The following is a 14,717-nucleotide window of genomic DNA, read 5'->3' on the forward strand; positions in this document are numbered from 1 at the left end:
CCTATATGACACAAGGTGTCATGAGCAAGTGGGTTCGCCTGGGAAAGCTGCTTCACATGTCTATCCGATTGAAATTGCTGAGAAAAAAACTGGGTATCACGCTGGAGGTGTTGGCCGGGAAGGCCGGCATGACCAAGAGCTACCTCTCCAAGGTCGAACGGGGCTTGAGCACGCCGTCGATCGCGGCTGCGCTGAAGCTGGCGCGGGCGCTGAACGTCAATGTCGAGGAGCTGTTCGCCGAGGAGCAGGCTGGGCAGAGCCGCTACAGCCTGGTGCGCCAGGGCGAGCGTCAGGCCTTGGTCGGGGATGGTCATGGACCGGGCTACGCCGCGCTGACCCACCAGGTCGGGCAGCGCAGCTTGTTGCCGTTCCTCATCCAGCCGCCGACCGAATTCAGTGACCCGACCTTCAAGGAGCACCAGGGCGAAGAGTTCCTGTTCGTGCATGAGGGAGAGGTGGAAGTGGACTTCATGAACGAGCGCGTCTTGCTTGCGCAGGGCGATGCGTTGCACTTCAATGCCCAGACCCCGCACCGCCTGCGATCGGTAGGCGCACGCCCGGCGCAGCTGCTGGTGGTGGTGCACGACAACGGCGAGTGAGGGCCGATCGATGATGGAGGTGTCGCGGTTCTGGCGGGATCCGGCTTTGCCCTTCGTCGAAGCCCGCCGCGTGGGGGACGGGCGCAAGGTGTGCTATGCGGCCCATTCCCATGAGAGTTTTTCCATCGGTGTGATCACCGGCGGGCAATGCACCTACTTGAGCGGAGCCCGCCAGGTCGAGCTGAGCGCCGGTTCCACGGTGCTGATGAACCCGGGCGTGGTGCACGCCTGCAATCCGGTCGCGGGGCAGGGCTGGTCGTACCTGATGCTGTATGTCGACATGCCGTGGTTGCAGGCGCGTGGCTTCTTGCTGCCGACGCAGACCTGGAGTAGCTCGCCTGATTTGTACCACCGGTTGCTGCAACTGTTCGCCGATCTTTTCGATAGTGCGAACGAGGATCGGGAGGCCGGGCTGGTCTGCTTTTTCAACGAGCTGCCCGGTTACTTGCACGCCGTTGAGGGGCCTGCACGTACAGAGCACCCGCGCCTGGAAACGGCTGCAGCGTTCATTCGCGCACACCGGGCCGACCCGCTGAGCCTTGAAGATATCTGCGCTGCCAGCGGCCTGTCCCGATCCTATCTGATACGCGCCTTCCGCCAGCGTTTTGACCTGACGCCGCATGGTTACCTGCTCGACCAGCGGGTGCAGCATGCGCGCGCGCAACTGCGCAGGGGCAGGGCGATTGCTGAAGTAGCGGCGGAGGCGGGGTTTGCCGATCAGGCGCACCTGCAGCGGGCGTTCAAGCAGCACCTGGCGGCGACGCCGGGGCACTATAGAAATGGCCTGGCCCTATCGCCGGCAAGCCGGCTCCCACAGGGTCTGCACTGCCCTCAAGGGCAAGGAAATATCTGTGGGAGCCGGCTTGCCGGCGATGAGGCCAGTACGGCCAGCCTCAGAAAACCAGATACCCCGCACTGATCACCAGCAGCACAGCCAAGCCGCGATTGAGCAGCCGCAAGTACCGTGGCTCACTCAACGACTGCCGAATAACGCTCCCCGCCCAAGCCCAACTGGCCACCGAGACAAAACAGATCGGTGCATAGATCCAGGTAAACCACCACAACAGCTGTTGCTCCCCACCGGTATAGGCACCCACACCCGCAACCGCTGCCAGCCAGGCCTTCGGGTTCAGCCACTGCATCACGGCGCCATGCCAGGCCGAGGGCGCCTGATGCTGATGCGCACCGCCCAACTGGCCGTTGTCGCTAGCCAGTTTCCAGGCCATGAACAGCAAAAACGCCACGCCGCCCCAATGCAGCGCCACGCCCAGCAACGGCCAGCGTATCAATAGCTCGTGCAGGCCCAGTCCCACCAGCACCAGCAACAGGCAGAACCCCAGTGTTGCGCCTGTTACATGTGCCAGGCTCGCGCGCAACCCGTGGCGAACGCCACTGCCCAGCGCAACGATGTTCACCGGGCCAGGTGAGATGGAAGCCGCCAGTGCGAAGGCGGCCATGGAAAGTGACAGGCTCATTGAATTTCTTCCGCGATGAAGGATGTCCGGGCATCCTGCCGCCCCGCCAGGCAGGCGTATTGAAGAAAAGTGCCCAGCGGCTTTGTTACAGGTTTTGTAATAGTTTTGCGCTATCAGAAAAACCTGCTGTGCTTGTAGGATCACCGTCCCTAATTGCTATCAAGGTCCCCATGAGCACCTTCGCGGAGCCCCCCAGTCCCCGGCCGTCCCGGCCATCTTCCCCCCGTCCCCGTGACGCCTTCTTCGAGAGTACCCGCTAATGGAATGGCTAGCTGACCCCACGGCCTGGTTAGGCCTGTTGACGCTTATCGTCCTAGAGCTGGTGCTGGGTATCGACAACCTGGTGTTCATCGCCATCCTGGCGGACAAGCTGCCACCGCATCAGCGCGACCGCGCGCGGGTGATCGGCCTGAGCCTGGCGCTGATCATGCGCCTGGGCCTGTTGGCCAGTATCTCCTGGATGGTCACCCTGACCGCGCCGCTGATCGAGGTGTTCGGCAAGAGCTTCTCCGGTCGTGACCTGATCATGCTGTTTGGTGGTGTGTTCCTGCTGTTCAAGGCCACCATGGAGCTGCATGAACGCCTTGAGGGCCACGTCACCCAGGCCAGCGGTGCGGTACGCCACGCGGCGTTCTGGCCGATCGTGGCGCAGATCGTGGTGCTGGACGCGGTGTTCTCGCTGGATGCGGTCATTACCGCTGTGGGAATGGTCGAGCAGCTGTCGGTGATGATGATCGCGGTAATCTTCTCGATCGGCATCATGATCGTCGCCAGCAAGCCACTGACCCGCTTCGTCAACGCCCACCCGACCGTGATCATGCTGTGCCTGGGCTTCTTGATGATGATCGGTTTCAGCCTGACCGCCGAAGGCCTGGGCTTCCATATCCCGAAAGGCTACCTGTACGCGGCGATTGGCTTCTCGATCCTCATCGAGCTGTTCAACCAGTTGGCCCGCGCCCGTCGCAAGCGCAGCCTGCAGCAGCACCGGCCGCTACGTGAGCGCACGGCCCATGCCGTGCTGCGCCTGCTCGGCGGGCGTCGGGTCGAGGCTGACGAGGTCGGCGAGGAAATCGCCGACCTGGTGGCGGGAGGCGAAGAGCAGGTGCTGTTCGACCGACGTGAGCGGGTGATGATCAGCGGGGTGCTGAACCTTGCCGAGCGGCCGATCCGTACCGTGATGACCGCCCGTGCCGAAGTCGATGTACTTGACCTGGCGCAGCCTGCTGCCGCCATCTCCGAGGCCCTGGCCAACTCGCCGTACTCGCGTCTGCCACTGATTCGCGATGGCCGCATCGACGAGCCGCTGGGGTTCGTGCACAAGAAAGAGCTGCTCAAGGAGTTCTTGTCGGGTGCTGAGCCCGACCTTGAGCGCATGGCCCGGGCACCGTTGAACCTGCTGGAGAGCTTCAGCATCCTCAACGCGCTGGAACAGATGCGCAGCCAGTCGACGCACATTGCCTTCGTGGTCAACGAATTCGGTGACTTCACCGGCCTGTTGACCATGACCGATATCCTGGAGTCGATCGCCGGTGAACTGCCGGATGCCAGTGAGGTGGAAGGCCCGGCGATCGTGGAGGAGGGGGACAGCTTTGTGGTCAGCGGTGCCCTGAACCTTAGCCAGGTCCAAGCCCGTACCGGCTTTGCCGCCCGTGCGACAGAGGACTACCAGACCCTGGCGGGCCTGGTGATGAGCCTGTTGGATCGCCTTCCGGTGGTCGGTGACCACCTGGCCTGGAACGGCTGGAGCATGACCGTGGTGGCGGTGGAGGAGCGCCGGGTGCGTCAGGTGCGCCTTACACCGAACGTCGACGCTGACGCAGCAGGTGCTTGAAACCTTCGAGCACCAGCACCAGCACTGCGGCCCAGATCGGCAGGTAGGTGAGCCACTGATCCGGGCCGATGGTCTCGCCCAATAGCAGCGCAACGCCGACCAGCAGCACAGGCTCCACGTAGCTGAGCAGGCCGAACAGGCTGAACGGCAGCAAGCGGCTTGCCAGCACGTAGGCGATCAGGGCCGAGGCACTGATCGCCCCGAGCAGTGGGATCAAGCCGTACAGGCCAGGGTGCGCCAGCAGGTCAGCGCTGGTCAGTGGCCCTTGGCTGACGAAGTACAGGGCCCAGGGCAACAGCAGGCACATGTCGCACCACAGACCACCCAGGTGGTCGGTGCGGCAGCGTCGGCGCAGGACGAAGTAGATCGGGTAGCCGATCGTCACCAGCAGCGTTTCCCAGGCAAAGCTGCCGTTCTGGTACAGCTCGTGGCCCACGCCCAGTGCGGCGCAGCTCACCGCCACTTTCTGCAGGCGCGACAGACGTTCTCCATAAACCAGGCGACCGGTCAGCACCATCGCCAACGGCAGGAGAAAGTAACCCATCGATACTTCCAGGCTGCGCCCGTGCAGCGGCGCCCAGAGGAACAGCCACAACTGCACACCCATCAACCACGAGGTGCCGACCATGCCCAGCAGCAGGATAGGCGTCTGGCGCACACGTGCGAGCAAGTCTCCAACCCGCTTCCAGTCCTTGCTCACCAGCATGAACAGGGTCAGGCAAGGGAGCGTCAGCAGGGTGCGCCAGCCGAAGATTTCTTCGCCATCGAGGGGGGCAAGCAGAGAGGTATAGAAGTACATCACGGCGAACAGACAGGACGCCATGACCGAACAGAGAATGCCTTTTGACACGAATGCCTCGGATAGGGGGAGTGAGCGGGTGGATCAGCCGCGCATGATCTCAGGGGGCGCGCCCTGCGGCAACTGCTCAACCCCTGGCCGGGTGGCCAATGCCTGGAGAAATTCGGCTGCCGGCATCGGCCTGCCGAACAGGTAGCCCTGCTGGAAGTCGACACCGTGTCGGGCCAGGTAGTCGCGCTGGACCTCGCTTTCCACGCCTTCGGCGACCAGGCCCAGGCCCAGCTTGGCGGACAGTTCGATGATGCTGTCGAGGATGTGCAGCGAGAGTGCATCGCCACCGATCATGGCCACGAAGCTCTGGTCGATCTTCAGGTAATCGACCTGGAACTGGCGCAGGTAACTGAGGCTCGACTGGCCGGTGCCGAAGTCGTCGAGGGCAATCATCACGCCCATTTCATGCAACTTCTCGAACAGCTCCAGAGTGACCGGGGAGGCCTCGATCAGCTTGCGTTCGGTCAGTTCCAGGGTCAGCACCACACGTCCGGGCGGGAAATGTTGCAAGAAGGTGCGGCAATCGTCGAGCAGCTCGAAGTTGCGGCAATGGTCGGCGGTGATGTTGATGCCAATGTGAAAGCCATCCTCCATCAGTGCAGCGTAGGGGGCCAGGCTTTGCGCGGCCTGCAGGATCAGCGCCCGGGTCATCTCGACGATCTGCCCGCTGTGCTCGGCATAGGGGATGAACAGGTCGGGGCGTACCAGGCCTTCCTGCGGGTGGTTCCAGCGCATCAACACTTCGGCGCCCGCCCAGCGGTAATCGTCCTTGCGCACCACCGGCTGGAAATACGGCAGAAACTCGTCGGCCTCCAGGGCGCGGCGCAGTTCGGCACGCGGCGAGTTGGCGCGGCGGATCTGCCAGCGACAGGCGATGCCGGCCACCACGCCCAGCAACAGCAGCAGGCTGAGCAGTGCCGGGTAGTGGCTGCGCAGCAACTGGCCAGGGGTACCGTCGCTGTAGCCGCCGTGCACGCTGAACGGGTAGCGCGTCGAACTTTGCGTCACTTCGGCGACAGGGGCGCGGGGTAACTGGCCTTGGTGCACCAGGCCGTCCTTGCCCATCCAGTCATCGCCCACCCGCAGTTGCAGCTCCTGATTGGGGCCGATCAGGCGCAGTGCGGTCAACAGGTGTTCGCCGTCCACGGTGGTGATGGCGCCGCGATCGCCATCGCTGGCACGGTACACCAGCAAGGCACGGCCCGGTGTGACCGAATTGCCATCCATCAGCCACAAGGTGCCGTCAGTGTAATCGCGGGGATCGACCGGCTCATCGAACTCGCCGAACAGCGACGTGCAATAGAGGGTATTGTGCTGGAACAGGTTGGTCGAACGCACGAAGGCATTGCGGGTGAGCTGGCCGCGCAGCGTCAGCTGGGTCTGCTCGCACGGGCTGCCGGCCAGGGGCAGCAGGGCTTGGGCAGTACTGGAAAGGTTGTCGAGGATGTGTTCGATTTGCTCCACCACCTGGCGCGTGGTGGCCTTGCTGTCGGCACGCAGTTCGCGCTCGATTTGCCAATTCATCACGATCAGGCCGAATCCCAGCGGCAACGCGCCAACAATCCAGGGGAGCAGGGTGCGCCAGCTCCAACGGGCAGGGCGTTTAACGGTAAGGGGCATGCTGGCCTAATCTTGTGAAAGGTAACCTGGAAAGGATAGCCGTTTGTCGGCGCCGATGGAGAACAAAAGCGCGACAAGAGAATTTACGCACTGTAGAATCGGTTTACGAATACAACAATAAGGTCCTTCATTTGCTGAAGGATCAACCCCACCGAGAATGGTCCATATGACATACCCTGGGTTCAAGCTGATCATTGGTGACTTCCTCGCCCGCAGCGTGCGCGGTATCCCGTGCTCACCGCCATTACCGTTCCACATCCCACGCATTCAATAATCTTTCGCTGCAGATGAGGACACGAACATGGCTGATATCTTTGAAAATCCAATGGGCCTGATGGGCTTCGAATTCATCGAACTGGCTTCGCCGACCCCAGGTGTGCTTGAGCCGGTATTCCAGATACTCGGCTTCACCAAGGTGGCCACTCACCGCTCCAAGGATGTTCACCTGTACCGCCAGGGTGGCATCAACCTGATTCTCAACAACGAACCCAAGAGCATCGCCTCGTACTTTGCCGCCGAGCATGGCCCCTCGGTTTGCGGCATGGCCTTCCGCGTGCGCAATGCCCATGAGGCCTATGCCCGTGCGCTTGAGCTGGGGGCCCAGCCGGTGGAGATCGAAACGGGCCCGATGGAGCTGCGCCTGCCAGCGATCAAGGGCATCGGCGGTGCGCCGCTGTACCTGATCGACCGCTTCGAAGAAGGCAGCTCGATCTACGACATCGATTTCAACTTCATCGAAGGCGTCGACCGCAATCCCGTGGGCGCAGGCCTGAAAATCATCGACCACCTGACCCACAACGTCTACCGCGGGCGCATGGCGTACTGGGCCGGGTTCTACGAAAAACTGTTCAATTTCCGTGAGATCCGCTACTTCGACATCAAGGGCGAATACACCGGCCTGACGTCCAAGGCCATGACTGCGCCCGACGGGATGATCCGCATTCCACTGAACGAGGAATCGTCCAAGGGTGCTGGCCAGATCGAAGAGTTCCTCATGCAGTTCAACGGTGAAGGCATCCAGCACGTGGCGTTCCTCACCGATGACCTGCTCAAGACCTGGGATGCCCTGAAGGGCTACGGCATGCGCTTCATGACTGCGCCGCCGCAGACCTATTACGAAATGCTCGAAGAGCGCCTGCCAGGGCACGGTGAGCCGGTCGACCAACTGCAGGCCCGCGGTATCCTGCTTGACGGTGCTTCCGAGTCCGGCGACAAACGTCTGCTGCTGCAGATTTTCTCGGAAACCCTGTTGGGTCCGGTGTTCTTCGAGTTCATCCAGCGCAAGGGCGATGACGGTTTTGGTGAAGGCAACTTCAAAGCGCTGTTCGAGTCCATCGAGCGCGACCAGGTTCGCCGTGGTGTGCTCAACGCTGAGTGAGTCCAGCGTAACGCCGTCAACGCGGGTTGACGGCGTTACCGCCTCGAGGGCCGCGTCGGAACATGGCCCAGTAGATCATAGAGCCGGTGACGATTCCGATCAGCACCAAAGAGGGGAGCACCAGGATCATCGACTGGCGAGCCTCCTGGGCGGAGTAGCCTTTTGCATAGCCAACCTTGACGGTATAGCCGTACTTTTCCGATACAGCCGATTGGAAGTACTCGGATTGGGAAGGCCGAGACTGGCTGCGTGAGTCCCCATCCCAGAGATAGGTGTCGCCAAATTCGAGCAGCAAGGTCAGCCCGTCCTGGAAAGCACGAAGTTCATCGCGCAGTTGATCGGCATAGGCGGTGGCCGTCGCACTGAAATCATCGCGCTGAAGCTGGTAGACGAGAACGGCGTGACTCGGTGTCAATGTGGTGTCGATAACCAATTGCAGGGGCGCTTGTATCTCGGCGAAATTGATACCGCTGTCAGTGACACCCGCCAATGAACTGCAGTAGACCTTGCGATTCTGGCTCAACGTGAGTGAGCGCAAGTATTGCGTTTCCGTGACTTGCTTGATCAGGCTTGGTTTCACCTCTGCACAGGGCTTGCCTGTCAGCATCAAGGCGTTGTTGGCAACGGCATCTAACCTGTCCAGCGACAAATCGACGGAATAAATCGCTTCCTGCAAGGAGATCCGCGCGTTTTCCGCGAGTTTGCGATCCTGCTGGTAAACCATCACCACGAGCCCTGAGGCGACAGGTATCAGGCTGATAGACAAGACCAGCAGCACTTCCAGCAGGGAGCGACCGATCATGGTGGTTCTTGACATAGGCCTGCGGCCCTCCGCTTCCAGGCTGTCCGGGATGGGCAGTCGAGCGAAGAGCCTAGGAAAACTGTGGCAGGTCTACTGTAATCCACCGCCGTTTATGGCTGGGCAAGCAATGCGTTGATGCGTAGGAATTGTCATGGGCTGAGCTGTTCCAGCACTTTCTTCGCCAGCGAATGCGTAGAGTTTGGGTTTTGCCCTGTGATCAGACGTCCGTCGGCGACCACGAATGGCGCCCAGGGATCGTCATGCTTGCTGTAAATACCTCCGCGAGCCCCCATTTCGTTTTCGGTCAGGAACGGTACAACTTTGTCCAGTTCGGCAAGCTTTTCCTCGGTATTGGAGAAGCCTGTGACCTTACGGTCCTTGAGCAACAGCGTGTTGTCGCTGAGCTTGATGTTCAGCAGGCCGACCACGCCGTGACACACTGCAGCGATTATGCCCTTGTTTTCGTAGATTCTGCGCGCCAGCTCCTGCAATGGCTGATTATCAGGGAAGTCATACATCACCCCATGTCCGCCGGTGTAGTAAATGACGCTGTAGTCCTCGGCCTTGACCATGCCCGGTGGCAGTGAGGCGCCCAGGCGATTCATGAACGACTTGTCGTCGTACCATTGCCAGTCCAGTTCTGGTGCCAATTGCAGGCTATGCGGGTCGATCGGCACGTAGCCGCCCTCGGGGCTAACATAATCAACGCTGTACCCCGCTTTTTGCACCACATCAATGAAATGCACGGCTTCACCCAGCCACAGGCCGGTGGCCCGGTTCAGTTCCGGGTACTTGGCGGTGTTGGTCAATACCACGAGAATTTTCTTGCTCATCACCACACTCCGGTCTGTAGTAATAAGGAAAGTTGCGCCATGACGTAGGGAAACCTAGTGAGCATAGCTGCCGGTTGCTGGTACGCCCACCAATAGTGGCTGTGTGCTACTGTTGTTGGGGGCCGATTACCAGTGAATATCCTGTTGATCCAATGGCGAGCCTTTGCCCCTACCAGGGACTGCGGCGCTGAAAGAGGAGCAGATGATGTGCGAATCGCTTGTTTGTTCAGCGTTACGGTGGAATCACGACAATGGTCGTTAAAAACGGTCGGAGCAAACTGTCGGGGCAACGCATTCAATTGACTCCGTTGGCCGCATCGGCCAGCGGTATGGGCGAGTTGATCGCCGCACATGATTGGCAGCGAACCGCGCTTGGGCCATTGCCGCTGTGGCAGGCGCCGTTACGTTTGGCGGTCGACGCGATGCTCATGTCGCCCTTTCCCAGCGCTGTGGTCTGGGGGCCGGACCTGACGGTGATTCACAACAGTGCGTACGTCAGGTTGCTCGATGGCCTGAACGCTGCCCTGGGCAAGCGATTCGACGCGTTGTGGGAAAAAAACTGGGAAGAGGTCGGGCCGTGGGTGTTCAAGGCACTGCAGGGCCATGCCAGCTTTGTCGAAGACCAACCGCTGTGGGTCGTTTCCGCCAATGACGGAGTCAAGGCCTGGTACGCCTTCAGCTATACGCCGATCTGCGACGAGCAGCGGGAAGTGGCGGGGTTTCTGCACACGGTCATCGAAACCACCGCCAGTGTCGATGCGCTGAACAAGTGGCGTGAGCAGGCCGAGGCCTTCGAACAGCAGATCAAGCGCTATCTGGTCGATCGCGAATCGATCTGGCAACTGTCACGCGACGCCATGATCACCGTGACACGCGACCTCAGGTTACAGGCGGCCAACCCCGCCTGGCTGCGTATTCTCGGCTGGACCATGGCCGAGGTGCATGACATCCCGATCCTGCAGCTGGTGCACCCGGCCGACCGGGCAGAAGTGGAAGTGGCGGTGATCGACTTCGTGCGTGACCAAGGCGCCGAACAGTTGGAAACCCGCCTGCGCCATAGCGATGGGCATTACCGCTGGTTCCGCTGGACGGCCAAGTTCGACGGTACCTTCCTGACCGCCGTAGGGCGTGACATCACCGATGACCGCGAGGAGGCGATGCGCCAGTCTCAGGCCCTGCTGCGTGGCAACCAGCAACTGGAAGTGGTGAGCCACCTGGCAGGCGGCATGGCCCATGAGATGAACAACCTGTTGTCGGGCATCAGTGGCAGCCTGGAATTGCTGCAGCGACGGCTGAGCCAAGGGCGCCTGGAGCGGATCGATCATTATGTCGTCCTGGCCCGCGATTCGGTCCAGCGTGCCATGACCCTCACCCATCGTTTGCTGGCCTTTTCCCGTCTCCAGCCGCTTTCACCGAAACCGCTCGATATCAACCGCCAACTGTCAACCCTGGAACCTTTGCTGCACCACGTATTGGGGGCGGAGATGCGCTTGCTCTGGCAGATGGACGTGGAGCCTTGGGCGGTCTGCCTGGATGACTCGCAACTGGAAAGTACCTTGGTCAACCTGTGTGCCAATGCGCGCGATGCCTGCCTGGGGCGTGGCACTGTGACGGTACGCACGACCAATACGCGTCTGGCTACTGCGTTTCCCGATGAAGCTGGCCTGCCGCCGGGCGACTACGTCGCCGTGCACTTCTCGGACGATGGCCATGGCATGCCGGCTGAAGACGTGGCCAGGGCATTCGAGCCGTTTTTCACCACCAAGCCCGTCGGGCGCGGGGCGGGGTTGGGGCTACCGATGATCCATGGGTTCGTCGGCCAGTCCGGTGGCTACATGTGGATAGAGTCCGTCCAGGATCAAGGGACAACGGTTTCCATGCTGTTTCCGCGTTGTGCCGATGCCATCCCTGAAGTGCCGCCTGTACGTGTGCCGACCGTACAGCGGGCCAACGGTCAGCGCGTGCTGCTGGTGGACGATGAGCACAACCTGCGTCTGTTGATGCGTGAATACCTTCGCGAACGGGGTTTCGAGGTGTGTGACGTGACAGATGCCAACTCGGCGTTGGATCGCTTCCGTCACAAGGGTTCCTTCGATCTGGTCATCACCGATATCGGTTTGCCGGGTGGGTTCAGCGGGCGCCAGGTCGCCAGGGCGATGCGCATGATCAAACCGGAACAGAAGATTCTGTTCATCACCGGCTATACCCACCCCACCTTGGAACCGCAGTTGCTCGAAGCGCCCGGTACAGCGCTGTTGCTCAAACCTTTCCCGTTGGAGACCCTGGCCAACCAGGCGATGCTGATGCTCACCGAATGAATCCGATCAACGGCCACCGAGCATCTGCGCGATCTGTGCCTGCAGTTGCTTGAGTTCGAACGGCTTGCAGATCAGTTGCATGCCAGGGGCGAGAAACTCCTCCCGGGTCGTTGCGGTTTCAGCGTAACCGGTGATGAACAGCACCGGCAGCTGTGGGCGCAAGGTGCGGGCGATCTCTGCCAGCTGCCTGCCGTTCATGCCCGGCAGGCCAACGTCGCTGACCAGCAGGTCGATGACTTCGCTGGAGCGCAACACTTGCAGCGCTTCACTGGCATTGCTGACGCTATTGCAGGGGAAGCCGTCCTCCTGCAGGGTCTGGCACAACAGTTGGCGCACATGCGGGTCATCTTCGACCAGCAATACACAACGCCCTTTGCGGCCCGTAGGCGGCCCTGGCGCAGTTTTCTGCACGGGCGTGCGGCCGTGGTGGCGTGGCATGAACAGTTCTACCCGCGTGCCATGGCCGATCTGGCTGCGCAGCACCACATGGCCTTGGGATTGTTTGCTGAAGCCGTACACCATCGACAGGCCCAGCCCGATTCCCTGGCCGACCGGCTTGGTGCTGAAGAACGGCTCGAAGGCATGCTCCAGGGTGCTTTCCGACATGCCTTGGCCTTCATCGATGATGCTCAGGCAAGCATAATCGCCGGCGCTCAAGCCGGTTCCCGCCAGTTGTTGCGTCCTGACCTGCCGGTTGCTCGCTTCGATACGCAGTAGGCCGCCGCTGGGCATGGCTTCGCAGGCGTTCAGCAACAGGTTGTCGATGGCCTCCTGCAGTTGTGTCTGGTCTGCCTGGACCGGCCAAAGGTCGGGGGCCAGTTGCAATTGCAGGGTCACGCTGGCCGTGAGCACCGAGTTCAGGCGCTGCGTCTGTAGCAGTGTGGGCAGGTCGATGCGCTGGCTGTGCAGGGACTGGCGGGACGAAAACGCCAACAGCCGGTGGGTGAGCCGGGCCGCGCGCGACACCGCTTCCAGGCCCATGTGCAAGATGCCCTCCAGGCCCTCGCTGCGCCCCTGTTTCAAGCGCCGGTCGATCAGTTCGAAACTGCCACCAATACTGGTGAGCAGGTTATTGAAGTCGTGTGCCACACCGCCCGCCAATTGGCCGATTGCTTCCATCTTGCGGGCCTGGTGAGTGGCCAGCGCTTCACGCTGTTGCGCTTCGCTGCGAGCGTCCAGGCGCTGCTGCAGATCGATTAACTGATCACGTGCCAAGTACTGGCGTCGGCGGGTGCGCAGGGCGGTCTGGATCAGTTGCAGCAGTTGCGCTTCTTCGAACGGCATGACCAGCAGGGTCAGGTTACCCAGCGGGTGATCGGCGGGCGTGGTGGCAGTGGTTGAGGTCGCGGTGAGCATCACGATCGGCAGGTCGGACCACTTGGGTTGCTGCGCAACGAATTGCTGCAGCACAGCGCCAGGGCTTTCATTCAGTGTGTTTTCGGCGATGATCGCCAGCCCTGCGCCTTCGACCAGGCCCGCCTGCAGGCCGGACATGTCGCGGGCGCACAGGCTTTGCACGCCCGCGGCCGCCAGCAGCCGCGAAGTGTCCGTGGCAACCTGCCTGGGCGCCAGGATCACGGCACGTTCGTCCAGTGACACAGAGCTGGCCAATGCGTATCTCCTTTGACAGTGGGCAAGGCCGATGCAGGGTCATGCCGTCAGGGGTCCGATACCCACTGGACCACAGCCACTTGCCAAGGGTTCAACGCAACTACAGGCCTTGCTGCAGATACGGATCGTCCGGGTTCTGCCGCTCCAGCTCGGCCAGCAGCACTTGCACGTTCTGCAGTTGCCCGGTTTCTTTCCAGTACTCGATGAGCAATACCCGCGCGGCGCGGTTGGCCGGTTGCCGGCTGAGCAGGGTTTCCAGTTGCTTTTGCGCCGCATCAGCCTGCTCCAGGTCGTGCAGGGTAACCGCCAGGGTATAGCGATAAGCGGCGTTGTCCGGTTCCAGCTCGACGGCGCGCGACAAGGCAAGCAGGGCATATTCGCGCTGATCGTGGCGGATCAGCCAGCGCCCCAGCTGGTTTTGCAGGAACGCCGAGTCCGGGCGCAAGGCCAGCGCCTTGGCCAGTACCTGCCTGGACTGGTCATGGTGACCCTGGCGTTCGAGCAGGCGAACCTGGGTGGCCAACGCGTCGGGGCTGTCCGGGTCCACTGCCAGGCTGCGTTGCAAGGCAATGGCTGCCTGCGTGTAGTCATTTTCGTGCAGGTACAGACGCGCCAGGTGCACTTGCGCTGCGGCGTCGTCGGGTTGTTGTTCCAACACCTGCTGGTACTGCTCCAATGCCACTTGCAGCGGGCCGAAATACAGGCCGATGGCATCGGGGTCGAGGCCCAGCAGGGCATCGACTGCGGCAAACCGCACGCTCTGCTCGTCATCGTCCAGCAGCGGCCCCAGTATCAGGCTGCGCTGCGCTGCCGGGACGAGGCGGCGAAGACTGGCGATGGCGGCTCGGCGCACCAACGGTTCATCGGCGTCCAGCCCCGCACGCGCCAGTTTCAGCGCTTGTGGCGAGGGGTAGTTGGGCAGTTCGGCGAACAGCGCGGCACGGCGAATCGGTGCCAGGTCGTCACGTTGCAGTTGCTGGTACAACACCCGCGCGGCACCCGGCCGGCCTTCGTGGGCCATGCGCAAGGCCTTGGCATAGCTTTGCGCAGGAGGGGCCGGTGGCGCTGGCGGGGTATCACGACGAAGGTAGCCGATGGTGACCGATACCAGGATCAGCAGCAGCAAGGCGATCAGGTAGCGGTGGCGTGTGGGCATCGTGCGAACCATGGCGGTGGGAAGGAAGAGCTTGGGGCAGAATGCCGTGGGCTGCAAGCACCGTGGCTTGTCTGCACCGGCCCTATCGCCGGCAAGCCGGCTCCCACAGGGGGCCTGGGAGTTGCCACCCTGTGGGAGCCGGCTTGCCGGCGATGAGGCCCGTGCAGCCAACATAAAAAAGCCCCGCGGACCAAGGCCTGCGGGGCAAAAGGTTGGGAGAGACCAACCAAAGGAGTCGTTGCAA

General features: G+C 61.8%; 12 protein-coding genes. 5 read left to right on the forward strand and 7 right to left on the reverse strand.

Annotated elements, in window-relative coordinates:
* The first annotated feature begins 56 nt into the window (after positions 1 to 56).
* Positions 57 to 599 (forward strand): helix-turn-helix domain-containing protein, encoded by a 543-nt coding sequence (locus tag ACIPZB_RS09600; RefSeq protein WP_400640001.1) that lies wholly within the window; start codon positions 57 to 59, stop codon positions 597 to 599.
* A gap of 10 nt (positions 600 to 609) precedes the next feature.
* Positions 610 to 1,518 (forward strand): helix-turn-helix domain-containing protein, encoded by a 909-nt coding sequence (locus ACIPZB_RS09605; RefSeq protein WP_400640002.1) that lies wholly within the window; start codon positions 610 to 612, stop codon positions 1,516 to 1,518.
* Here ACIPZB_RS09605 and ACIPZB_RS09610 read toward each other — a convergent pair.
* Positions 1,493 to 2,074: a LysE family translocator gene (locus ACIPZB_RS09610; protein WP_400640003.1), complete on the reverse strand. Its 582-nt coding sequence runs from the start codon at positions 2,072 to 2,074 to the stop codon at positions 1,493 to 1,495. The genes ACIPZB_RS09605 and ACIPZB_RS09610 overlap by 26 nt on opposite strands.
* 259 nt (positions 2,075 to 2,333) lie before the next feature.
* Between ACIPZB_RS09610 and ACIPZB_RS09615 the strand changes: the two genes are divergently transcribed.
* Positions 2,334 to 3,905, forward strand: a complete 1,572-nt coding sequence (locus ACIPZB_RS09615) for a TerC family protein (RefSeq protein WP_400640004.1) — start codon at positions 2,334 to 2,336, stop codon at positions 3,903 to 3,905.
* On the opposite strand, the gene rarD is transcribed toward ACIPZB_RS09615, so the two are convergent.
* Positions 3,868 to 4,755 (reverse strand): EamA family transporter RarD, encoded by an 888-nt coding sequence (gene rarD, locus ACIPZB_RS09620; protein WP_400640005.1) that lies wholly within the window; start codon positions 4,753 to 4,755, stop codon positions 3,868 to 3,870. The two genes, ACIPZB_RS09615 and rarD, sit on opposite strands and share 38 nt — an antisense overlap.
* 33 nt (positions 4,756 to 4,788) lie before the next feature.
* Complete coding sequence (locus ACIPZB_RS09625) at positions 4,789 to 6,375, reverse strand: EAL domain-containing protein (RefSeq protein WP_400640006.1); 1,587 nt, start codon at positions 6,373 to 6,375, stop codon at positions 4,789 to 4,791.
* A 301-nt stretch (positions 6,376 to 6,676) separates the two neighbouring features.
* Between ACIPZB_RS09625 and hppD the strand changes: the two genes are divergently transcribed.
* The gene (gene hppD, locus ACIPZB_RS09630) at positions 6,677 to 7,753 is read left to right on the forward strand and encodes a 4-hydroxyphenylpyruvate dioxygenase (protein ID WP_400640007.1); all 1,077 of its coding nucleotides are present in this window, start codon (positions 6,677 to 6,679) and stop codon (positions 7,751 to 7,753) included.
* Positions 7,754 to 7,769: 16 nt separating this feature from the next.
* On the opposite strand, the gene ACIPZB_RS09635 is transcribed toward hppD, so the two are convergent.
* Together ACIPZB_RS09635 and ACIPZB_RS09640 are read right to left on the reverse strand one after the other, a co-directional pair.
* The gene (locus tag ACIPZB_RS09635) at positions 7,770 to 8,555 is read right to left on the reverse strand and encodes a CSS-motif domain-containing protein (RefSeq protein ID WP_400640008.1); all 786 of its coding nucleotides are present in this window, start codon (positions 8,553 to 8,555) and stop codon (positions 7,770 to 7,772) included.
* Between the two features lie 149 nt (positions 8,556 to 8,704).
* Positions 8,705 to 9,388, reverse strand: coding sequence for a type 1 glutamine amidotransferase domain-containing protein (locus tag ACIPZB_RS09640; protein WP_400640009.1), 684 nt, complete (start codon positions 9,386 to 9,388; stop codon positions 8,705 to 8,707).
* A 251-nt stretch (positions 9,389 to 9,639) separates the two neighbouring features.
* On the opposite strand from ACIPZB_RS09640, the gene ACIPZB_RS09645 reads away from it, so the two are divergent.
* The gene (locus ACIPZB_RS09645; RefSeq protein ID WP_400640010.1) at positions 9,640 to 11,706 is read left to right on the forward strand and encodes a response regulator; all 2,067 of its coding nucleotides are present in this window, start codon (positions 9,640 to 9,642) and stop codon (positions 11,704 to 11,706) included.
* Between the two features lie 6 nt (positions 11,707 to 11,712).
* Here the strand turns inward: ACIPZB_RS09645 and ACIPZB_RS09650 are convergent, their stop codons facing one another.
* Positions 11,713 to 13,317, reverse strand: a complete 1,605-nt coding sequence (locus tag ACIPZB_RS09650) for a response regulator (protein WP_400640011.1) — start codon at positions 13,315 to 13,317, stop codon at positions 11,713 to 11,715.
* A gap of 100 nt (positions 13,318 to 13,417) precedes the next feature.
* Positions 13,418 to 14,473, reverse strand: a complete 1,056-nt coding sequence (locus tag ACIPZB_RS09655; RefSeq protein ID WP_400640012.1) for a tetratricopeptide repeat protein — start codon at positions 14,471 to 14,473, stop codon at positions 13,418 to 13,420.
* Positions 14,474 to 14,717: the final 244 nt, after the last annotated feature.

The sequence above is a fragment of the Pseudomonas sp. NPDC089396 genome (assembly GCF_044749545.1).
Taxonomy (GTDB): domain Bacteria; phylum Pseudomonadota; class Gammaproteobacteria; order Pseudomonadales; family Pseudomonadaceae; genus Aquipseudomonas.